Origin of the sequence: Streptomyces zingiberis (assembly GCF_012034935.1) — a bacterium.
GTDB classification, from domain to species: Bacteria; Actinomycetota; Actinomycetes; order Streptomycetales; family Streptomycetaceae; genus Streptomyces; species Streptomyces zingiberis.
Genome location: NZ_JAATEN010000025.1, coordinates 1 through 20,532, shown reverse-complemented (window position 1 = coordinate 20,532; position 20,532 = coordinate 1). Strand labels below are relative to the sequence as shown.

Below are 20,532 nucleotides of genomic sequence, written 5' to 3'. Positions count from 1 at the left end.
CTGTGCCCGTGCCACGGCCGCGGCGCCGGTCACGCGCCACGGTGGGGTGAAGCCGGTGCCGCCCCGGAGGGCCCGGCCCCCGCGGGGGTACGGGGGGCCGGGCGGGCCGGGTGCGTCTCCCGGCCGGGTGCCGACCGGCCGCACCGGGAGAGCCGGCGCACGGGGGTAGCGCTCTCCCGGTGGGCGGTGCGGAGGGTGCGTCCGGCGGAGGGGCCGGTGACCGCACCCTGAGCGGCGAGTTCATCGTGCCGAAACACAGGGTGGCGGCACGAGGGGTTCCGGCGGGAAAAATGCCGGGAGAAGGCCCAGTAATCACGGAATTAACACAACGCGCGCCGGACGGGGCCGGCGCACGGTCCCCGCGCGGTCCGGCGGGCGGGACGCGGGACCGGGCGGGCGGTGACGGAGGGCCGGGGCGGGACGGGCGCGGGCCCTCCGGGGCGGGGTGCGGAGCGGGCGCCGGCCACCGCGGCGGCGGATGCGCGGGCCCGGAGGCGGCGCGCCCCGGGCACACGCGCGGGCGGGGAGGGCGCCGCGGCCCTCCCCGCCCGTCAGGTCGTGCCCCGCCTCAGGAGAGGTCGGCCAGCGCCTGGTTGAACGTCTTCGACGGGCGCATCACGGCCGCGGCCTTCGCCGGGTCCGGGCGGTAGTACCCGCCGATGTCCGCCGGGGAGCCCTGCACGGCGGCCAGTTCGGCGACGATGGTCTCCTCCTGCTCGCCCAGCGTCCGGGCCAGCGGGGCGAACGTCTCGGCCAGCGCCGCGTCCTCCGTCTGGGCGGCCAGCTCACGCGCCCAGTACAGCGCCAGGTAGAAGTGGCTGCCGCGGTTGTCGATTCCGCCGATCTTCCGGCTGGGAGACTTGTTCTCCTCCAGGAAGGTGGCGGTGGCCCGGTCGAGGGTGTCGGCGAGCACCTGGGCGCCGCGGTTGCCCTCCGTCCGGGCGAGGTGCTCGAAGCTGACCGAGAGCGCCAGGAACTCGCCGAGACTGTCCCAGCGCAGGTAGTTCTCCTTCACGAGCTGCTGGACGTGCTTGGGCGCGGAGCCGCCGGCACCCGTCTCGAAGAGGCCGCCGCCGTTGATGAGCGGGACGATCGAGAGCATCTTGGCGCTGGTGCCCAGCTCCAGGATCGGGAAGAGGTCGGTCAGGTAGTCACGGAGCACGTTGCCGGTGACGGAGATGGTGTCCTCGCCGCGGCGGATGCGCTCCAGCGAGAAGGCGGTGGCCTCGACCGGCGACATGATCTCGATCCGCAGGCCCTCGGTGTCGTGCTCGGCGAGGTAGGCGCGGACCTTCTCGATGAGGTTGCGGTCGTGGGCGCGGGCCTCGTCCAGCCAGAAGACGGCCGGGTCGCCGGTGGCCCGGGCGCGCTCCACGGCGAGCCGCACCCAGTCGCGGACGGGCACGTCCTTGGTCTGGCACACGCGGAAGATGTCCCCGGTGGCCACGGTCTGCTCCAGCACCACGGCGCCCGAGGCGTCGAGGACGCGGACGGTGCCGGTGGCGGGGATCTCGAAGGTCTTGTCGTGGCTGCCGTACTCCTCCGCCTTCTGCGCCATCAGGCCCACGTTGGGCACCGAGCCCATGGTGGCGGGGTCGAAGGCGCCGTTGGCGCGGCAGTCCTCGATGACGGCCTGGTAGACACCGGCGTAGGAGCTGTCCGGGATGACGGCGAGGGTGTCGGCCTCCTGGCCGTCCGGGCCCCACATGTGGCCGGAGGTGCGGATCATGGCCGGCATCGAGGCGTCGATGATGACGTCGCTCGGCACGTGCAGGTTGGAGATGCCCCGGTCGGAGTCGACCATCGCCAGCGCCGGGCCGCGGCCCAGCTCGGCCTCGAAGGACTCCTTGATCTTCGCGCCCTCGGGGAGGGCGTCCAGGCCCTGGTAAATGGCGCCGAGTCCGTCGTTGGGGCTCAGGCCGGCGGCGGCGAGGGCCGCACCGTGCTCCGCGAAGGTCCGCGGGAAGAAGGCGCGCACCGCGTGTCCGAAGATGATCGGGTCGGAGACCTTCATCATCGTCGCCTTGAGGTGGACGGAGAAGAGCACGTCCTCGGCCTTGGCACGGTCCACCTGGGCGGCGAGGAACTCGCGGAGCGGGGCGACGCGCAGGACAGCCGCGTCCACGACCTCGCCCGCGAGCACCGGCACCGACTCGCGGAGCACGGTGGTGGAGCCGTCGTCCCCGGCCAGCTCGATGCGGAGGGAGCCGTCCTCGGGGAGGACCACGGACTTCTCGGTGGAGCGGAAGTCGTCCTGCGTCATGTGCGCGACGTTGGTCCTGGAGTCGGCGGACCAGGCGCCCATGCGGTGCGGGTTGTTGCGGGCGTAGCCCTTCACCGAGGCGGGGGCGCGGCGGTCGGAGTTGCCCTCGCGGAGGACCGGGTTGACGGCGCTGCCCTTGACCTTGTCGTAGCGGGCGCGGATGTCGCGCTCCTCGTCGGTCTTCGGGTCGTCCGGGTAGTCCGGCAGCGCGTAGCCCTGCTCGCGCAGTTCGGCGACGGCGGCCTTCAGCTGCGGGATGGAGGCCGAGATGTTCGGCAGCTTGATGATGTTGGCCTCGGGGGTCTTGGCCTTCTCCCCGAGCTCGGCGAGGGCGTCGCCGATCCGCTGCTCCTCGGTGAGGTACTCCGGGAAGACGGCGATGATGCGGCCCGCCAGGGAGATGTCACGGCTCTCCACAGTGACCCCGGCCTTCGAGGCGTACGCCTCGACCACCGGCAGGAACGAATACGTCGCCAGGGCCGGGGCCTCGTCGGTCTGTGTGTAGATGATGGTCGAGTCAGTCACCGGGTGCTCCGCTCTCCACGTCTGCAACATTGCTCGACATCAAGATATCCCGTGGGCGGCCGCGTCTCGACAGGGCCCCGCGGGGGGCTCCGCCCGGAAGGAGCGGCCGCGGCCCGGGCGGGCGGCTGCTTCATCCCTGGGCACCTCCGCCCTGGGCACCTCCGCCGCCCGGGAGGGATGTTCCTGCCGGGCGGGACTGCCCGTGGACGCGCCGCGGGGCCGGGAGAGGCTGCCCTCTCCCGGCCCCGGGTGCCGCTCGGTGCGGGCCGGCCCGGCCGGCCGGCGCCGGTCAGCCGGTCAGTACGGGCCGTTGACGTTGTCGATCGAGCCGTACCGGTCGGCCGCGTAGTTGCACGCGGCGACGATGTTGGCCACCGGGTCGTACTGGCTGTTGGCGGTGCCCTCGACGTGGTAGGCGTCGAAGGTCGGCTTGATCACCTGGAGCAGACCGATGGACGGGGTGCCGTTCTGGGCGTTGATGTCCCAGTTGTTGATGGCGTTCGGGTCCCCGCCGGACTCCCGGATGATGTTCCGGTGGATGCCCTCGTAGCTGCCCGGGATGCCCTTGGCCTGCATGATCGAGAGGGCCTCGCGGATCCAGCCGTCCAGGTTGTCCGGGTAGGCCTGCGCCGCGGCCGGGGCCGGGGCCTCGGCGGCGGTCTTCTCGGCGGCGAGCGGCTTCCCGGCCTCCGGGGCCGCCGGGGCCTCCGCCCGCAGGTCCAGGGTCAGCTTCTGGCCGGGGAGGATCAGGTGCGGGTTGCCGCCGACGGTCGCGCGGTTGGCCTCGTAGAGCGCCTTCCAGCCGCCCTCGACCTCGTGGTCGGTGGCGATGCGGTGCAGCGTGTCGCCCCGGACGACGGTGTAGGCGCCGGCGTCCTGCCCGGCCTGCCCGGCCTGCTGAGCGGGCGCGGCCTGCGCGACCTGCGCGGCCTGGGCCGGGGCGGGCGCCGCGGCGGCCTGGCCGGCGAAGAGCAGCGGAGCCGCGACACCGGCCGAGCCGGCCACGAGAACCACGGAGACTCGGGAGATGTGACGGGATATCAGATGCGATATGGGGGTGCGGCGGTGACGGCCACGGGACATAGGTGTATTTCCTCTCCTCCGCCTGCGGGGTTAGCTGTCGGATTCGGGCCGGAGCTGCCCGGCCGATTTCCGGCACGCAAGAGCGCGTTTCTCCGGTGATCGGCTTCACCCCGAGCCGGGCCGGCGCAGGAGCGCACGGCGCACGGCGATGTCGGTTTCCCCACTCCTACCGTGTTGAGCTGCTGATTCCTCCGTCCGGGCGGTAGGACTCGGCGTCCCCGGCGGCGGAGCCTCCGCCAGGAGAGCGAAGGCGTTGGAAACGTAAACACAAGGGCGGAGCGGAGACAAGAAACGCGCATTACCACTGGCATTCGTTGGCGGGTACACCGGGGTAATGCGCGCACGGTATGCACCGGATCTCTTCCGCACGGTGAATGGACCGGAATGCTCCGCGCGCCCAATTCCCGCCCACGGAAAGGGGATGCGAGAAAGGATCATTTACGATCTTTTCCCACGGGCCGGCGGAGGCCGGGGATTCTGTGATTCCCGGCACAACATCTCCCGCTTTTCCTTTACATCGCCCATTCCGTACATCGCGGACAGGGCGGCGAGGTGCTCTCCGCACGGGGATCCCGCCGCCGGCCGGCGGCGTCACCGGACCCGTCCGGGTGAGGGCACGAACCGGGGGTAAGCGGGGAAAATTCGCCGCTGCCGAACAGCGGGGCGGGTCCGGAGCGCTCGTACGCCAAGGGCGGGCACGGGGCCGTCCCCCACGAGGAGGCCGAGACCGTGACCGAGACCGCCCAGGTGGACAGGGCCGTCACCGCGCTGATGGAGGCGGGCCACATCGCCGCCCTGGAGCAGCTCCCCGGCCTGCTCGCCGGACACGCCGCGGCCGTGGGACTGAGCGACGCGAGACTCTTCGTGGCGGACCTCCGCGAGACCGTGCTCCGGGAACTGACCGGCCGGGGGCCCGACGCGGGCCGGGGCGGGCAGGAGCTGCCCGTGGACGGCAGCCTCCCGGGCCGCGTCTACCAGCGCGTGACACCGGCCACCGAGCCGGAGGACGCCGGCCCGGTCTCCACGGACCGGCCGTTCCGCTGGTGGGCGCCGGTCACCGACGGCGTGGAGCGCCTGGGGGTGCTCCGCGTGGACGCCGCCGCGGACGACCGGCCCACCGGGAACGCCGTCCGCCACCTCGCCTCGCTGATGGCCCTGCTGCTGCTCAGCAAGCGTGCGTTCAGTGACTCCTACGCCCGGCTGGTCCGCACCGAGCCGATGAACGTCGCCGCGGAGATGCAGTGGCAGCTCACCCCGCCGTCCGCCTTCGCCGGGCAGGGCGCCACGGTCGGCGCGGTGCTGGAACCGGCCCACGAGGTGGGCGGTGACGCCTTCGACTACGCGCTGACGGACACGGAGCTGCATCTCGCGGTGTTCGACGCGGTGGGGCACGACACCGCCGCCGGGGTCACCGCCAATGTCGCCGTCGCCGCCTGCCGCAACGCCCGCCGCCAGGGCGCCTCCCTCGCCGAGACCGGGGAACGGGTGGAGGAAACGCTGATCGAGCAGTTCGGGCGCAGCCGGTACGTCACGGGGCTCATGGCGCGGCTCGACCTGGAGAGCGGGCGGCTGAGCTGGGTGAACCGCGGCCACCCGCAGCCGGTGGTCCTCCGTGCCGGCGGCGGGACCGACCAGCTGTCCTGCCCGCCGTCCGGCCCGATGGGCGCGGGGCTCGGGTTGCCACCGCAGGTCTGCGAGGAGCAGCTCGGCGCCGGGGACCGGCTGCTGCTCTACACCGACGGGGTCACCGAGGCCCGGGACGGCCACGGGGAGATGTTCGGCCTGGACCGGTTCGTGGACTTCGTGCTCCGGCACCACTCCGATCGGGGGCTCACCCTGCACGAGACGCTGCGCCGCCTGATCCACGCCGTGCTGGAGCACCACGCGGGGAAGCTGGACGACGACGCCACCGTGCTGCTCGCCGAATGGCAGGGGCGGTCGGCAGCCCCCATGGTGCCCTGACGGCGCGCCGGCGGCCGGGTTCCGGCGGCGCCTGAGCCCGTGGCCCCGTAGGCCCCGTAGGCCCCGTGGCCCCGTAGGCCCCGTGGCCCCGTAGGCCCCGTGGCCCCGTAGGCCCCGTGGCCCCGTAGGCCCCGTGGCCCCGTAGGCCCCGTGGCCCCGTCGTGCCCGCCACGGGAGCACCGGGCGGGCACGACGGGGACGGCCGGGGACGGACGGAGCGCCACCGGGCGGTACGGGCCGGCGGGGCGCCGCCGGCCCGGCCGCGTCAGCCGGTCCGTGCCGCGGGCCGGGCCGCCTCCTTCTCCGCCGGACGCCTGCCGCCCCGGCCGGCACGCCGGTGGAGGAGGACCGCCACCGGCGCGGCGGTGAACACCGAGGAGTACGTCCCGGCGGCCAGTCCGACGAGCAGGGCCAGGGCGAAGTCGGTGAGGGAGTCACCGCCGAGCACCGCCAGGGCGGTGAGGATGAACGCCGCGCCCATCCCGGTGTTGACGGTGCGGGGCAGGGTCTGCAGCAGCGCCAGGTTGGTGAGCTGCCCGAAGGGCGCCGCGCGGTCGCGGCGCACCAGCTCCCGGATACGGTCGAAGACGACGACGGAGTCGTTGACGGAGTAGCCGATGACCGTCATCAGCGCGGCGAGGAAGACCCCGTCGATCGGCTTGCCCAGCCAGGCGAAGACCCCGGCGACGATCACCACGTCATGGGCGAGGGCGATGATCGTGGCCGTACCGAAGAGCCACCGGAAGCGCACGGCGAGATAGACGAGCTGGGCACCGAGGGCGGCGGCCAGCGCGATCAGGGCCCCGCGCCGCAGCTCGCTGCCGAGGCTGGGCCCGATCAGCTCGTCGCGGAGCGTCTCCGCCCCCTCCCCGGCCTTGCTCACGGCCTCGGTGACCTGTTTCTTCTCCGGTTCGGACAGGTCACCGACCCGTACGGTGAGCCGGTCGTCCCCGGAGGACTGCACCACGGCGCGGGGGAAGCCGGCGTCGGCCAGGGCGTCCCGGGCCCGCTCGGGGTCCACCGCCACCCCGGTGGAGTACTCGATCAGACGGCCGCCGGTGAACTCCACGCCGAGGTCCAGCCCCCGGAAGGCGATCCCGGACCCGGCCAGGACGAGGGCGGCGGCGGAGAGGGCGAGCCAGCGGCGCGGGCTCCGCATGAGCTGCGGGTTCCACCGGAGCAGCCGCTGCCGGACGGCGCCCGGGCCGTCGATGCCGCTGATCCGGGGACGCCGCCGCACGGCGCCGCGTTCCGCGGCGAACTCGGCGAGCACCCGGGTCACGACCAGGGCGCTGAACAGGGAGGCCAGCACCCCGATGGCCAGGGTGACGCCGAAGCCGCGCACCGGCCCGGAGGCGAAGAGGAAGAGCAGCCCGGCCGCGATGAGGGTGGTGATGTTGGAGTCGGCGATGGCGCTGAGCGCGTTGCGGAACCCGGCGGCCAGGGAGGCGCGCGCCGTGGGGCGCCGGCGGGTCCCGTACTCCTCCCGGGCGCGTTCGAAGACCAGCACGTTGGCGTCCACGGCCATGCCGATGGCGAGTACGAAACCGGCCAGGCCGGGCAGGGTGAGTGTCGCGCCGAGGGCGGCCAGGGCCGCGTAGGAGATGACCCCGTAGCAGAGCAGGGCGAGGGTGGCCAGCACCCCCATGAGCCGGTAGACGGCCATCACGAACAGCGCCGTCAGCGCCGTGCCGATGACGGCGGCCCAGGCGCCGGCCTCCACCGCCGCCGCACCCAGCGTGGGGCCGACGGTCCGCTGTTCGACGATCTCCACCGGCACGGGCAGCGCGCCGCCCTTGACGAGCAGGGCCAGTTCCTGGGCCGCGGCGTCGTCGAAGGAGCCGGTGATCTGGGTGGAGCCGCCCTGGATGCCGGTGCCGCAGCGCACCGAGGGGTCGACCTGCGGTGAGGAGATGACCTTGTCGTCGAGGACGATGGCCACCCGGCGGGACGGGTCCCCCGGCGGACTGCACGCGGCCTCGCCGGTCAGCCGGGCCCAGCCGTCGTCCCCCTGCCCCCGGAAGTCGACGGTGACGAGCCAGCCGGCACCGCTCTGCCCGTCGAACCGGGCGGCGGCGTCCCGGACGTCCTCGCCGGTGAGGGCGGGCGCGGCCAGCCGCAGGAAGCCGCCGTCCTCGTCGGGCAGGACTCGCTCCTCCCCCGCTTCCCGCCCGGGCTCCTCCCCCGCTTCCCGCCCGGGCTCCTCCCCCGCGTCCCGCCCGGGCTCCTCCCCCGCGTCCCGCCCGGGCTCCTCCCCGGGGCCGGTGGCCCCGTCCTCGCCGGGCGCCGGCTCGCGCGCCTCCGCCGCGCTCCGTCCGGCCGACAGCACCTCGTGGAAGGTGAGCTGGGCGGTGCGGCCGAGGACACCGGCCGCCTGTTCGGGGTCCTGCACCCCGGGCAGTTCGACGACGATCCGGTGGTCCCCGGAGCGCGCGATGGTGGGTTCGGCGACGCCGAGGGCGTCGATCCGGCCGCGCAGCACCTCCACGGTGCGGTCGGTGGCCTCGGCGCCGGCCTCGGTGGCCGGGGTGGAACGGGTCTCCAGCACGATCTGGGTACCGCCCCGCAGGTCCAGACCGAGGCGGACCGGGACGGTGGCGGCGATGTACAGCGACAGGGCGACGACGGCGAGCGCGAGGAGCGCCCGGACGCGCGGCGCGCGGGAACGGGAACGGGAACCCCATCGGGAACGGGATCGGGGTCGGGAAGGTGCCACACGGGCCTCCGGCAGGCAGGCCGGGGCAGCCCGGGAGGGCGCCGCGGCCGGGAGAACGAGGGACGGCTCGGTGAGCCGGCCGGCGCGGGGCGCCGGTCAGCTCGCTGCCGGGGCGGGCGGGGCCCGGTCCCGCCGGCGTTCCGTGCCCGCCGGATGCGGCCCCGGGCGTGGCCCCGGCGGAGCGGCCCGTACGGCGCGCGGCGGGGTGGTGGCCGGGCAGCGGGGGGTGACCGCCGCGTGGAGGGGCGCCGCGGGGCGGTCACCGGTGGTGTCGCGCTGGGCCCGTACCGGGGCGGGCCGGGAGGCCGGGTGGCCGTCCTCGGCGGACGGTCCCGCGTCCGGGCCCGCGGCGGCCGCGTACGGCGGCCCGGCGGTGCCGGGCGCACCGTGGAAGGGCGTGGCCGCCTGCGGGGTGCCCGCGCAGAGGGCCAGCAGCATCAGCAGGAGGGCGAGGCACGTCACCGGCCGGCGGCGGGCGGGGGCCCGCCGGACCGCGGCGCGGGGAGCGCCGGTGCGCGGGGTGGCGGCACGCGGGCCGGCGGTACGCGGAGGAGTGGTACGGGGGACGGCGGCGCGGGAGGCGGCACGCGACGGCCGGGCCATGCGCCGCCTCCCTTTCCGATGGATGCCGTGGGTTCCGCCGGCCCTGCCGGGTGCTGTGAACGTCCGCTCCGGTTGCCCGGTTTCCCGCTTGCCCGCGCGTTCCGCCGCGTCCGGGTCACTCCGGGCGGCGGGGGCGCCCCGACCCGGGCGCCCGGCACACCGGGGGCCGGGCATCCGGTGACGGTACCTGAGGCCCCGGCAGGGGAGTGGCCGCCGGGACCTCAGGCGGTCAGGCGGCGGCCGTGGGACCGCCCGGCGGGCTCACGGGCCGGGCGGCGGCGGGCCGGTGCGCGGGGGCGGGCCGGTGCGCGGGGGCGGGGACGGCGTCCGGTGAGGGTGCGGCCGGTCTCGTCGCCCACGGCGGGAGGAGCACCGGGCACGCGCCTCGTCCGGGCATGGCTGTCCCTCCCGTCGGCCGCCGCGGTCACTTCTCAGGCGCGGCTTGCGCTCATGGATGGAAGAGCGGGCCGCGCCTGCGCTCAGCCTGTCCCTTTCCGGTGCGGAGGTCGATGGGGGCCCGCACCCATCTTCCGGGGGCCGCGCCACCGATACCGGTTCCGGGTCAGGTCCCGGACGGCACCGGAGCGGGGTCGGGGCGGGCGCGATCCGCGGCAGATCCGGTTTCCGGACCGCGGGACGGCGGCGCCCCGTGTCCCCCGGCCGGCCGGGGGACACGGGGCGCGGGGTGGGGCGCCGGTGCGGCGTGCCTCAGCGCGGGGCCATCCGGAGCGCGCCGTCCATGCGGATCGTCTCGCCGTTGAGGTAGTCGTGCTCGATGATCGACAGGGCGAGCTGCGCGTACTCCTCGGGCCGCCCCAGGCGCTGCGGGAAGGGCACCCCGGCGGCGAGTCCGGCGCGGAACTCCTCGGAGACGGTGGCCAGCATCGGCGTCTCGACGATCCCCGGCGCGATGGTGCAGACCCGGATGCCGTACTGGGCCAGGTCGCGGGCGGCGGGGAGGGTCAGCCCGACGATGCCGCCCTTGGACGCGGCGTAGGCGGCCTGGCCGACCTGCCCGTCGAAGGCGGCGATCGACGCGGTGTTGACCACGACCCCGCGCTGTCCCTGCCCGTCGGCCTCGGTGGCCGCGATGGCCTCGGCGGCGACGGCGAGGACGGTGAAGGAGCCCACCAGGTTGACCTGGACGACCTTGGCGAAAAAGTCCAGGTCGTGCACGCCCTTGCGGCCCAGCACCCGCATGGACGGGCCGATGCCGGCGCAGTTGACGACGGTGCGCAGCGGCACCCCGGCGGAGGAGGCCGCCGCCACGGCCGAGCGCACCTCGTCCCCGTCGGTGACGTCGCAGGGCAGGTAGGTGACGCCGGCGGTCTCCTGGGCCCGGTCCACGGCCGCCGGGAGGTCGAGGGCGAAGACCTTCGCACCCCGGTCCGCCAGGGCGGTGGCGGTCGCGGCGCCCAGGCCGGAGGCGCCGCCGGTGACGACGGCGGCGGTGTTCTCGATGCGCATTACGGTGACTGCTCCTCGCTCGCTACGGTGATCCGCCCGCGGTTGTCCTTCTGCAGCGCCCGGCTGATCACCAGGCGCTGGATCTGGTTGGTGCCCTCGAAGATCTGCATGACCTTGGCCTCCCGCATGTAGCGCTCCACGGGGAAGTCGCGGGTGTAGCCGTAGCCGCCGAGCACCTGCACGGCGTCGGTGGTGACCTTCATGGCGTTGTCCGTGGCCACCATCTTGGCGACCGCGGCCTCCCGGCCGAACGGCAGCCCCTGGTCCTTGCGGCGGGCGGCGGCGAGGGTGACGGCGCGCGCCGCGTCGACGGCGGCGGCCATGTCGGCCAGGACGAACGCCAGCCCCTGGTGCTCGATGATCGGCTTGCCGAAGGTCTCCCGCTGCTGGGCGTAGCGCAGGGCGTGGTCGAGCGCGCCCTGGGCCAGTCCGGTGGCGACGGCGGCGATGCCGAGCCGGCCCGCGTCGAGCCCGGCGAGGGCGATCGGGAGCCCCTGCCCCTCGGCGCCGATGCGGCGGCTCGCGGGGACGCGGACCTCGTCGAACCGCATGGTGGCGGTGGCCGAGCCGGTGAGGCCCATCTTCCGCTCCGGCGGGTCCGCGGAGAGCCCGGGGGTGTCGGCGGGCACGAGGAAGCAGGAGACACCGTGGGCACGGTCCTCGGAGGTGCGGGCCATGACGGTGTAGAAGTCGGCGTACCCCCCGTGCGTGGTCCACGCCTTGGCGCCGCTGAGGAGGTAGTCGTCCCCGTCGCGGACGGCCCGGGTCCGCATCGCCGCGGGGTCGGAGCCGGCATGCGGCTCGGAGAGGCAGTAGGCGCCGAGGGTCTCGCCGCCGAGCATCCCCGGGAGCCACTCGGCGCGCTGCTCGTCGGTGCCGTACGCGGCGAGGGCGAAGCAGGACAGGGCGTGGACCGACACACCGACGCCGACGCTGCTCCACACCGCGCCGATCTCCTCCAGCGCCTGCAGGTACACCTCGTAGGGCTGGCCGCCCCCGCCGTACTCCTCGGGGTAGGCCAGGCCGAGCAGGCCGGCGCGGCCGAAGGTGCGGAAGACGTCCCGCGGGAACTTCTCGTTGGCCTCCCACTCGTCGGCGCGCGGCGCGAGTTCCTTCGCGGCGAGCTCACGGACGAGGCCGATCAGGTCGGCGGCCTCCCCGGTGGGGAGCGTTCGCGTAGCGGGCATGGGTCCCGTTCCCGTCCTTGAGTGACACTGCGAGTGACACCATGAGTGATACTGCAACCGATACGAGAGTATCGTTTCTGGTACGGCGAGGCCAGCCCCGGACGGCGGGAACCGTGGCCGGACGGGGCGGCGCGGGCGGGCAGGGGCCGCGGCCGTGGGGACGGGGCACGGGGCGTGGAGATCGGGGCACGGGGCGTGGGCGCGGGGTGCCGGCCGGAGAGCCGGCTCCCCGGGAGCGGCCCGGCCGCTCAGGAGCCGCTCAGGAGGAGACGGCGTGCACGATCAGCGAGGCGAGCTCGGCGTAGGCGTCGGCGTCGGACAGCCCGGTCCGCGCGGTGACCTCGCCCCGCTGGATGCCCTGCATCGCGGCGGCGACGACCTCGCCCACGAAGGCCGCGTGCACGTCGCGGAAGGCGCCCGCCGCCACCCCTTCCGTGATCAGCTGCCGTACCCGGTCGGCGGCGTGGCGGGTGTTGGCCTCGTAGACCTCGCGGGCGGGCGGGAACTGGGCCATGTCGTCCAGGAAGCGCCGGGAGAGCGGCCGGAGCTGCTCGGAGACGGCCTTGAGGTAGACCACCACGCGGTCGGCGGGCTCGCCGGTGTCGGCGATCTCCTTCTCGACGGCGTCGGCCGCGGCCCGGAAGTAGTACTTCACCGCTTCCCGGACCAGTTCCTGCTTGCTGCCGGCCAGCGCGTACAGCGTCGTCTTGGAACAGCGGAGCCGTTCGGCGAGGTCGTCGAGGGTGAAGGAGGCGAAACCCTCCGCCGCCACCAGCGCCACCAGCCGCCGGAGCAGATCGCTCTGGCGTGCGGTACGGCGGGCGGACGGCATGGGCTCAGCCTAACCGGCGGCCCGGACACCGCGGGCGGTATCGGGCGATGAGGGACCGGGCGGCCCCCGGAGCTCTCCCCTGCCGCCTCGCGGGGTCCCGCCGGAGGGAGGCCCTCCGGCGGGCCACCGGCTCCATGGTGGCCGCGCGCACGCTCCCCCGGCGAAGTGTGTGGCCCCACCACATGTGTTCCTGACCTGCGTGTTTCTACGGTGTGCCGACACGTGAACAGGAAACGTCCCCAGCGAGCACTGGAAGTGGTGCACATGGCCTCCGCAGCAGCCCCTCCCCCGACGCCCTCGAGCCTGAAGCGCGTCGTGGCCGCGAGCCTCATCGGCACCACCATCGAGTGGTACGACTTCTTCCTCTACGGGGCCGCCGCGGCCCTCGTCTTCAACAAGCTCTTCTTCCCCGACTCGGAACCCCTGGTCGGCACCCTGCTGGCGTTCCTCACCTACGCCGTGGGCTTCGCGGCCCGCCCGATCGGCGCCCTGGTCTTCGGCCACTACGGCGACCGGCTCGGGCGCAAGAAGCTGCTGGTGCTGAGCCTGCTGCTGATGGGCGGCGCGACCTTCGCCATCGGCCTGCTGCCCACCCACGCCACCATCGGTGTCGCCGCACCGCTGCTGCTGACCGCGCTACGGCTGGTACAGGGGTTCGCGCTGGGCGGCGAGTGGGGCGGCGCGGTGCTGCTGGTCTCCGAACACGGGGACGCCCGGCGGCGCGGCTTCTGGGCGTCGTGGCCGCAGACGGGCGCGCCCGCCGGGCAGCTGATCGCCACCGGTGTACTGGCGCTGCTGACCGCCACCCTCTCCGAGGCCGCCTTCCTCAGCTGGGGCTGGCGGGTGCCCTTCCTCCTCTCCGGCGTGCTGGTCGTGATCGGGCTGTGGGTCCGGCTGGCGGTGGACGAGTCGCCGGTGTTCAAGCAGGCCATGGAGCAGGCGGCGGCCCGCAAGGCCGCCCAGGCCGAGCAGGGCGCGGAGGTCTCCGCCGCCGAGCGGATGCCGCTGGTCGCCGTCCTGCGTCACCACTGGCGGGACGTCCTGATCGCCATGGGCGCCCGGATGGCCGAGAACATCAGCTACTACGTGGTGACCGCCTTCATCCTCGTCTACGCGACGGAGCAGGTGGATCTGAGTCAGCAGACGGCGCTCAACGCCGTGCTGATCGCCTCCGCGATCCACTTCGTGACCATCCCCGTCTGGGGAGCGCTCTCCGACCGGATCGGCCGGCGCCCGGTCTACCTGCTCGGCGCGGCGGGCGTGGGGCTCTGGGCGTTCCCGTTCTTCGCCCTGATCGACACCGGCACCTTCGGGAACCTGCTGCTCGCCGTCACGGTGGGCCTGATCTTCCACGGCGCCATGTACGCCCCGCAGGCGGCGTTCTTCGCCGAGCTGTTCGCGACGCGGATGCGGTACTCCGGCGCCTCCATCGGAGCCCAGTTCTCCTCGGTGCTGGCGGGCGCCCCGGCGCCGCTGATCGCCACGGCGCTCCTGGCCGACTTCGGCAGCTCCACGCCGATCGCCCTCTACGTGATCGCGGCGGTGCTGCTGACGCTGCTGGCGGTCGGCGTGGCCCGGGAGACGCGCAACAGCGACCTGACCGAGCTGGACCCGGACGGCCCCGCCGGGCCGGCGGAGCCCGGCACCGCGGACACCGGCCCGGAACCGGCCGGCCGCACGGTCTGAGCGGGAGCGGAGCAGGGGACGAACGGAGGGCGCCCACCCGAGGTGGGCGCCCTCCGCCGTGCCGGACCCGCCGCCGGTGCCCGGGTGGAGCCGGGAGGGCGCCCCGGGGCCGCGCCCCCGTGCGCGGGGCCGGCGGCCGGAGGCACCCGGAGCCTGAGGGGCGGGAGACACCGGGAAGCTCGGGCCGAGGGCGGCCGGGAGGCCAGGGTCCGGCGGCGGCCACCCGCGCGGCGCCACCCGGGGACCCGCAGGGCTCAAGGGCCGGAGGGCTCAGGGCCCGACGGCCGCGGAGAGCCGGTTCAGCCGCAAGGCGAGCTGCACCTCCAGGGCCCGGGCCGGCGACTGCCAGTCCTCGCCCAGGAGCCGGGCGATCCGCTCCAGCCGCTGCGCGACGGTGTTCACGTGGACGTGGAGTTCGTCCTTGGTGCGGGCCGGGCTCATCCCGCAGGCGAAGTACGCCTCCAGGGTGCGCACCAGTTCGGTACCGCGCCGGGCGTCGTAGTCGGTGACCGGCCCGATGGTGCGGCGGACGAAGGAGGCGACGTCCCGCGAGTCCGCCAGCAGCAGCCCCAGGAAGCCGAAGTCCTCGGTGGCGGCCCCCTGCCCGGCCCTCCCCAGCAGCAGCAGCGCCTCCAGGCAGCGGCGGGCCTCGGCGTACGCGGCGGCGACGGCGCCCGGGCGGGCGGCGGGCGCCGGTACGGGCGCGGAGGCGCCGACGGTGACGGCTCCCCGGACGGCGGCGCCGAGCTGCCGGGCGGCCTGCCGCGCGGTCTCGGCGGCGCTCTCCTCCCCCGTCGCGGGCAGCAGCAGGACCGTGCCGCCGTCCCGCGCGGCGGCGAGGCCGTGCCGGGTGGCGGCGAGGTGGGAGGCGGCCGACCACAGGCGCTGCCGGTCGGCGAGCGCACCGCCCGCGGGCGCGTCACCGGCGGGGACGGACCGGCCCCGGGCGGCGGGGCCCGCCGGGCCCGCGGGGAGACCCTCCGCGGCCCCGCCGGCGACCCGGGCGGCGAGCACCACGTGCGGGGCGTCGAGGTCGGCGGTGAGCCGGGCGGCCCGTTCGCGCAGCAGGCGGGGGTCGCGGTCCGGCGCGTCGAGCAGGTCGTCCAGGAGCTCGCCGCGCACCCGCTGCTCGGCCTCGCCCGCGGAGCGCCGGGCGAGCAGCAGCAGCGAGGTGACCATCGCGGCGCGTTCCAGGGTGCGCTGGTCGACGGGGTCGAGCCCGGGGTGGCCGCGGAGCACGAGGGCGCCCAGCAGTTCACCGCCCGCGGCGACGGCGGCCACCCAGTCCGTCCCGTCCCGTACCGCGCGGCCGGCCGTCCGGGAGCGCTCGACGGCGCCCCCGGGCACCGGGGCCGCCTCGGTGAACTCCACGGAGCCGGAGAGCACCTCGGCCACCGCGTCCGCCACGTCCCGTACCCCGCCGCCGCGCAGCACCAGTTCGGTGAGGCGGTCGTGCACCTCGGAGGCGCGTTCGATGACCCCACTGCGGTCCCGGATGACGGCGTGCGCGGCCTCCAGGCCGGCCAGCGCGGAGCGGGTCTCGGAGAGCAGGTTCGCCGAGTCGATGGCGACGGCGGCGTGTGCCGCGAAGGACGCGAGCAGCGCGATCTGCTCGCGTTCGAACACCCGGGCGCGCCGGTCCGCGGCGAACAGCACCCCGATGACGCTGCTGCCGATCATCAGCGGTACGCCGAGGATCGCGACCAGGCCCTCGTCGCGCACGCCGGAGTCGATGGTCTGGGTGTGCTCGAACCGCGGGTCCTCGAAGTAGCTCTCCGTCACGTACGGCCGGGCGGTCTGGGCCACCAGGCCTCCCAGCCCCTCCCCCATGCCGAGCCGGAGCTGCTGGAAACGGGCGGAGACCGAGCCGTCGGTGACCCGCATGTACGTGTCGCCGGCCTCCGGGTCGTTGAGCGTCATGTAGGCGCACTCGGTGCCCAGCAGCGAACGGGCGCGCTGGACGATGGCCTGGAGGACGGCGTCCAGGTCGCGCAGCCCGGCCATCTCGTGCGCCGTCTCGAACAGCGCCGACAGCTCCGCCTCGCGGCGGCGCCGCCCGTCCAGCTCGGCCCGGACGCGGAGCGCGAGCAGCTTGGCGCGGTCCAGCGCGGCCAGTTCCGCCGGCCCGGCCCCGTCCGCCCGGGCGCGCAGCAGCGGCCGCTCGTACTCGTCGGCGGCGGCGCCGCGGGAGAGCAGCTCCAGGTAAGGGGTCTCGGCGGGGCCGGCCGGGACGGGCCGGCCCGTCTCGGGTCGGGGCATGGCCCCAGGCATACCCGGCGGCAGGCCCCGCGCGCCAGCCGGGAGCGGGGGCCGCCGGGCGGCGGGCTCCGGGGAGCCGGGCCGGCCGGCGCCGGGGCCCGCGCCGGCCGGCCCGGGGCCGGTCAGTGCGCCGTCCATCCGCCGTCGAGCGGCAGGGAGGCGCCGGTGACGAACGACGCCTGCGGCGCGCACAGATAGGCCACCGCCTCCGCGACCTCCTCCGGCTCCACGAGCCGCTTGAGCGCGGTCCCGGCCAGCAGCACCTCGGTGACGACCCGCTCGGCGGGGATGCCGTGCGCCGCGGCCTGGTCGGCGATCTGCTTCTCCACCAGGGGGGTGCGGACGTAGCCGGGGCTGACGCAGTTGGAGGTGACCCCGTGCTCGGCCCCCTCCAGGGCGGTCACCTTGGAGAGCCCCTCCAGCCCGTGTTTGGCCGCCACATACGCGGACTTGTAGGCGGAGGCGCGCAGCCCGTGCACCGAGGAGATGTTGACGACCCGGCCCCAGCCGCGGCCGTACATGTGCGGCAGGGCGCCGCGGATCAGCCGGAAGGGCGCCTCCAGCATCACGGTGAGCACCGTGGAGAAGACGTCCGGCGGAAACTCCTCGATGGGCCGCACCAGTTGCAGCCCGGCGTTGTTGACCAGGACGTCGGTGCCGGCGGCGGCGCGCTCGGCGGCGTCGAGGTCGGTGAGGTCCAGCTCGCAGGGGTGCACCTCACCGGGCAGCCCGTCCGCGCGGGCGCCGAGCTCCGCGAGCCCGTCACCGTCCCGGTCCACGGCTCTCACCGTGGCCCCGGCCGCCGCCAGGCGCAGCGCGCAGGCGCGGCCGATACCGCCGGCGGCGCCGGTGACGAGGGCGGTGCGGCCGGAGAGGTCGAGGGCGACGGTGAGCGGGGCCGCGGCGGGCGCGGCGGCCGGGGCGGCGGGCACGGAAGGGGGCACGGTCATGCCCGGCACCCTAGGCAGCCCGGGTCGCGCCCACCGATGTGGTCCCAGCCCATACTTCAGACGTCGGTCATGGGGGCGAACCACGCGGGCCCCTCCGCGAGGGCCTGCCCCACCCGGGCGGCGGCGAAGTCCTCCAGGTCCGGCAGGGCGTCCACCGGGAACCAGCCGACCTCCAGCGACTCGTCGTCGTTGACCCGCGCCTCACCGCCGGTGGCACGGCAGCGGAAGGAGATGTCCACGAACTGGCACAGGTCGCCGTTGGGGTAGCGCACCGGCTCCAGCGTCTGCACCAGCACCAGCCGCTCGGGCACGCAGCGCACGGCCGTCTCCTCGTAGACCTCGCGGACCGCCGTCAGCGCGGGCTGCTCCCCCGGCTCGATGATGCCTCCGATGATCGACCAGCGCCCGGTGTCCGCGCGCCGCACGAGCAGCACCCGCCGCGAGTCCTCGTCGAACACGATGGCGCTGACGCCGGGGAGGAAGAGCAACTGCTGGCCGGCGGTGGCGCGCAGGGCGCGGATGAAGTCGGGGATCGGCATGGGCCGAGCCTAGTGCCGGCGCCGGGAAGGGCCGCATACCGCCTCGCCCCGCGACCGCGCCGCCCGGGGGCCCCGGCTCCCCCCGTGACGGCGGCGGGGTGGCGCGCGCCACCCCGCCGCCGGAAGCCCTGGGTGTCCGGCTCCCGGCCCCCTCCGCGGAACCGGCCGCCCGGGGCGGACACGGGCGCGCCCGGCGGACGGGGCCGGGAGCGGAGGGCCGGGAGGGGGCCCGGGAGCGGGCGCCGGGAGGCGCGGATCACCGCCGGAAGGGTGTCCCGTCAGCCGCGGGCCGGGCTCGCGGCGGTCAGCGAACGGCCCTCGGCGTAGGCGAGCGCGGCCGGCGGCAGGGCGCTCTCCCGGCCGCTCGCCACCACGCTCAGCTCCCCGGAAGGCGCCGCCGCCGGGGCGGGACGGGCCCCCGCGCGGCGCAGGGCCTGGGCGGCGACGGCCTCGGCGGAGCCGTGCAGCACGAGGGGCGCGCCGCCCGGGGGGCGGACGGCGTCCCGGATACGGTCGGCCACCAGTTCGTAGTGGGTACAGCCGAGGACGACGGCCCGCACCCCGGGCGGGGTGAGCGCGGCGGCGGCGGCCACCGCCGCCGCAGTCTCCGCCTCGTCGGCGCGCTCCACCGCGTCCGCCAGCCCGGGACAGGGCACCTCCGTGACCTCGACCCCGCCGGCGAACTCGCGGATCAGGCGCCGCTGGTACGGGCTGCCGGTGGTGGCGGGGGTGGCCCAGATGGCGACCGGCCCGCCGCCCGCCGCGGCGGGCTTGATAGCCGGGACGGTGCCGATCACGGGCAGGCCCGGCTCCAGCTCGGCGCGGAGCGCGGGCAGCGCGTGCACGGAGGCGGTGTTGCAGGCGACGATCAGGGCGTCCGGCCGGTGGGCCACCGCGGCGCGTGCGCAGGCCAGCGCGCGGGCACTGACGTCCTCGGGGGTGCGCGGGCCCCAGGGCATCCCGTCGGGGTCGCTGGAGAGCACCAGCGCCGCGTCGGGACGGAGCGCGCGTACGGCGGAGGCCGCCGCCAGCAGCCCGATACCGGAGTCCAGAAGCGCGATCTTCACCCGGCAACCTTATGCGATGGGGTGTGCCGCCCCGCCGGGCCCGCCCGGCCCGCCGCCGCACGGTGGCCCGGCCGCGCGGGGCCTCCCGGCCCGCTCCGGCGGCCCGGGTGGGCACACGGATGACCCACGCGGGAAACGCGGAGCGGGTCACCGCCGGCGCCCGGGGTCTCCGGCAGACTGCGCCGGGTGATCCCCCTCACCCCCCTCACCGCGTGCACCGCGCTCTCCGCCGTCTCCCTGGCCGCCTGGCTCTGGCTGCTGCTGGGCCGGGGGTTCTACTGGCGGACCGACGTACGGCTGCCGGACCGGCGGGACCCGGCGCGGTGGCCCGCGGTAGCCGTCGTCGTCCCCGCGCGGGACGAGGCGGACGTGCTGCCGGACTGTCTCGGCTCGCTCCTCGCGCTGGACTACCCCGGGCCGGCCGAGGTCTTCCTCGTGGACGACGGCTCCACCGACGGCACCGGGGACCTGGCCCGCTCCCTGGCCGACCACCCCCCGCCCCGGGTGGGCCGGTCCGGGCTGCCGCTGACGGTCACCTCCCCCGGGGAACCCGAGCCCGGCTGGACGGGGAAGCTGTGGGCGGTGCGGCACGGGGTGGCGCTGGCCCGCTCCCGGATGCCGGAGCTGGAGTATCTGCTGCTCACGGACGCCGACATCGTCCACCGCCGGGACAGCCTGCGGGAGCTGGTGCGCGCGGCGCACCGGGACGGGCCCGACCTGGTCTCGCTGCTGGCGCGGCTGCGGGTGGCGACCACCTGGGAGCGGCTGACCGTCCCGGCGTTCGTCTACTTCTTCGCCCAGCTCTACCCCTTCCGCCGGGTCAACCGGCCCGCCGCGCGGACCGCGGCGGCGGCCGGCGGCTGTGCGCTGCTGCGGGACGCGGCCGCGCGGCGGGCCGGTTACCCGGAGTCGGTCCGGGGCGCGGTGATCGACGACGTGGCGCTGGCGAAAGCCGTCCGGGACAGCGGCGGCACGCTCTGGCTGGGCCTGGGGGACCGGGTGCGCAGTGTCCGCGCGTACCCGCGCCTGCGGGACGTGCGGGCCATGGTCGAGCGCAGCGCCTACCCGCAGCTGCGGCGGAACCCGCTGCTGCTGCTCGGCGCGGTGGCGGGGCTGCTGCTGCTCTACGCGGTGCCGCCGGCGGCGCTGGTGGCCGGCCCGGTGGTGGGCAGCCACTGGGTGGCCGGGGCCGGGGCGCTGGCGTGGGCGCTGATGGCGGTGTCGTACCTGCCGGTGCTGCGCTACTACGGGCAGCCCTCGCGGGCGTCGCTGCTGCTCCCGGCCACGGCCGCCCTGTATCTGGTGTGGACGGTCGGCTCGGCGGTGCGGTACCGGCGCGGGCACGGCGCGCCCTGGAAGGGGCGGGGGTACACCCCGCGCCCCGGGACCGCCC

The 20,532-nt window shown here is 75.7% G+C and carries 14 protein-coding genes and 1 riboswitch; of the genes, 3 read left to right on the top strand and 11 right to left on the bottom strand.

Annotated features, from left to right (window positions below; translation table 11 throughout):
* Positions 1-568: 568 nt before the first annotated feature.
* Positions 569-2,788 (bottom strand): NADP-dependent isocitrate dehydrogenase, encoded by a 2,220-nt coding sequence (locus tag HCK00_RS23800; RefSeq protein ID WP_168104094.1) that lies wholly within the window; start codon positions 2,786-2,788, stop codon positions 569-571.
* Between the two features lie 297 nt (positions 2,789-3,085).
* Positions 3,086-3,871: a LysM peptidoglycan-binding domain-containing protein gene (locus HCK00_RS23795; RefSeq protein WP_168104093.1), complete on the bottom strand. Its 786-nt coding sequence runs from the start codon at positions 3,869-3,871 to the stop codon at positions 3,086-3,088.
* Between the two features lie 4 nt (positions 3,872-3,875).
* A riboswitch (cyclic di-AMP (ydaO/yuaA leader) is annotated at positions 3,876-4,062 on the bottom strand.
* Between the two features lie 538 nt (positions 4,063-4,600).
* On the opposite strand from HCK00_RS23795, the gene HCK00_RS23790 reads away from it, so the two are divergent.
* Complete coding sequence (locus HCK00_RS23790; RefSeq protein WP_168104092.1) at positions 4,601-5,833, top strand: PP2C family protein-serine/threonine phosphatase; 1,233 nt, start codon at positions 4,601-4,603, stop codon at positions 5,831-5,833.
* A 265-nt stretch (positions 5,834-6,098) separates the two neighbouring features.
* Here HCK00_RS23790 and secD read toward each other — a convergent pair whose 3' ends face one another.
* The 5 genes from secD to HCK00_RS23765 form a co-directional block, all read right to left on the bottom strand.
* Complete coding sequence (gene secD, locus HCK00_RS23785) at positions 6,099-8,549, bottom strand: protein translocase subunit SecD (protein ID WP_168104091.1); 2,451 nt, start codon at positions 8,547-8,549, stop codon at positions 6,099-6,101.
* A gap of 96 nt (positions 8,550-8,645) precedes the next feature.
* Positions 8,646-9,152, bottom strand: coding sequence for a hypothetical protein (locus HCK00_RS23780; protein ID WP_168104090.1), 507 nt, complete (start codon positions 9,150-9,152; stop codon positions 8,646-8,648).
* A gap of 708 nt (positions 9,153-9,860) precedes the next feature.
* Positions 9,861-10,619 carry an SDR family NAD(P)-dependent oxidoreductase gene (locus tag HCK00_RS23775; protein WP_168104089.1) on the bottom strand — a complete coding sequence of 253 codons (759 nt, stop codon included), beginning with the start codon at positions 10,617-10,619 and terminating at the stop codon, positions 9,861-9,863.
* On the bottom strand, positions 10,619-11,806 hold the full coding sequence (locus HCK00_RS23770) for an acyl-CoA dehydrogenase family protein (RefSeq protein WP_168104088.1): 1,188 nt from the start codon (positions 11,804-11,806) through the stop codon (positions 10,619-10,621). Before HCK00_RS23770 ends, HCK00_RS23775 begins: the two co-directional genes overlap by 1 nt.
* 259 nt (positions 11,807-12,065) lie before the next feature.
* Entirely contained in the window at positions 12,066-12,638 is a 573-nt protein-coding gene (locus tag HCK00_RS23765; protein WP_168104087.1) for a TetR/AcrR family transcriptional regulator, read from the bottom strand.
* Between the two features lie 264 nt (positions 12,639-12,902).
* Here HCK00_RS23765 and HCK00_RS23760 point away from each other — a divergent pair, with 264 nt between their 5' ends.
* The gene (locus HCK00_RS23760; protein ID WP_168104142.1) at positions 12,903-14,324 is read left to right on the top strand and encodes an MFS transporter; all 1,422 of its coding nucleotides are present in this window, start codon (positions 12,903-12,905) and stop codon (positions 14,322-14,324) included.
* Between the two features lie 270 nt (positions 14,325-14,594).
* Here the strand turns inward: HCK00_RS23760 and HCK00_RS23755 are convergent, their stop codons facing one another.
* The 4 genes from HCK00_RS23755 to HCK00_RS23740 form a co-directional block, all read right to left on the bottom strand.
* Entirely contained in the window at positions 14,595-16,583 is a 1,989-nt protein-coding gene (locus HCK00_RS23755; protein WP_168104086.1) for a helix-turn-helix domain-containing protein, read from the bottom strand.
* A gap of 122 nt (positions 16,584-16,705) precedes the next feature.
* Positions 16,706-17,533: a 3-hydroxybutyrate dehydrogenase gene (locus tag HCK00_RS23750; RefSeq protein WP_168104085.1), complete on the bottom strand. Its 828-nt coding sequence runs from the start codon at positions 17,531-17,533 to the stop codon at positions 16,706-16,708.
* A gap of 56 nt (positions 17,534-17,589) precedes the next feature.
* A complete protein-coding gene (locus tag HCK00_RS23745) occupies positions 17,590-18,072 on the bottom strand; it encodes an NUDIX hydrolase (RefSeq protein WP_168104084.1) in 483 nt (160 codons plus the stop codon).
* A 278-nt stretch (positions 18,073-18,350) separates the two neighbouring features.
* Entirely contained in the window at positions 18,351-19,139 is a 789-nt protein-coding gene (locus HCK00_RS23740) for a glutamate racemase (RefSeq protein ID WP_168104083.1), read from the bottom strand.
* A 189-nt stretch (positions 19,140-19,328) separates the two neighbouring features.
* Between HCK00_RS23740 and HCK00_RS23735 the strand changes: the two genes are divergently transcribed.
* Positions 19,329-20,532, top strand: a 1,204-nt coding sequence (locus HCK00_RS23735) for a glycosyltransferase (protein WP_168104082.1), incomplete at its 3' end; no start/stop codon positions are given.

Bases quoted from the DNA above. Each gene is read 5' to 3' on its own strand.
- HCK00_RS23795 (WP_168104093.1), bottom strand. From the start codon at position 3,871: ATGTCCCGTGGCCGTCACCGCCGCACCCCCATATCGCATCTGATATCC.
- HCK00_RS23780 (WP_168104090.1), bottom strand. From the start codon at position 9,152: ATGGCCCGGCCGTCGCGTGCCGCCTCCCGCGCCGCCGTCCCCCGTACC.
- HCK00_RS23775 (WP_168104089.1), bottom strand. From the start codon at position 10,619: ATGCGCATCGAGAACACCGCCGCCGTCGTCACCGGCGGCGCCTCCGGC.
- HCK00_RS23770 (WP_168104088.1), bottom strand. From the start codon at position 11,806: ATGCCCGCTACGCGAACGCTCCCCACCGGGGAGGCCGCCGACCTGATC.
- HCK00_RS23765 (WP_168104087.1), bottom strand. From the start codon at position 12,638: ATGCCGTCCGCCCGCCGTACCGCACGCCAGAGCGATCTGCTCCGGCGG.
- HCK00_RS23760 (WP_168104142.1), top strand. From the start codon at position 12,903: ATGGCCTCCGCAGCAGCCCCTCCCCCGACGCCCTCGAGCCTGAAGCGC.
- HCK00_RS23755 (WP_168104086.1), bottom strand. From the start codon at position 16,583: ATGCCCCGACCCGAGACGGGCCGGCCCGTCCCGGCCGGCCCCGCCGAG.
- HCK00_RS23750 (WP_168104085.1), bottom strand. From the start codon at position 17,533: ATGACCGTGCCCCCTTCCGTGCCCGCCGCCCCGGCCGCCGCGCCCGCC.
- HCK00_RS23745 (WP_168104084.1), bottom strand. From the start codon at position 18,072: ATGCCGATCCCCGACTTCATCCGCGCCCTGCGCGCCACCGCCGGCCAG.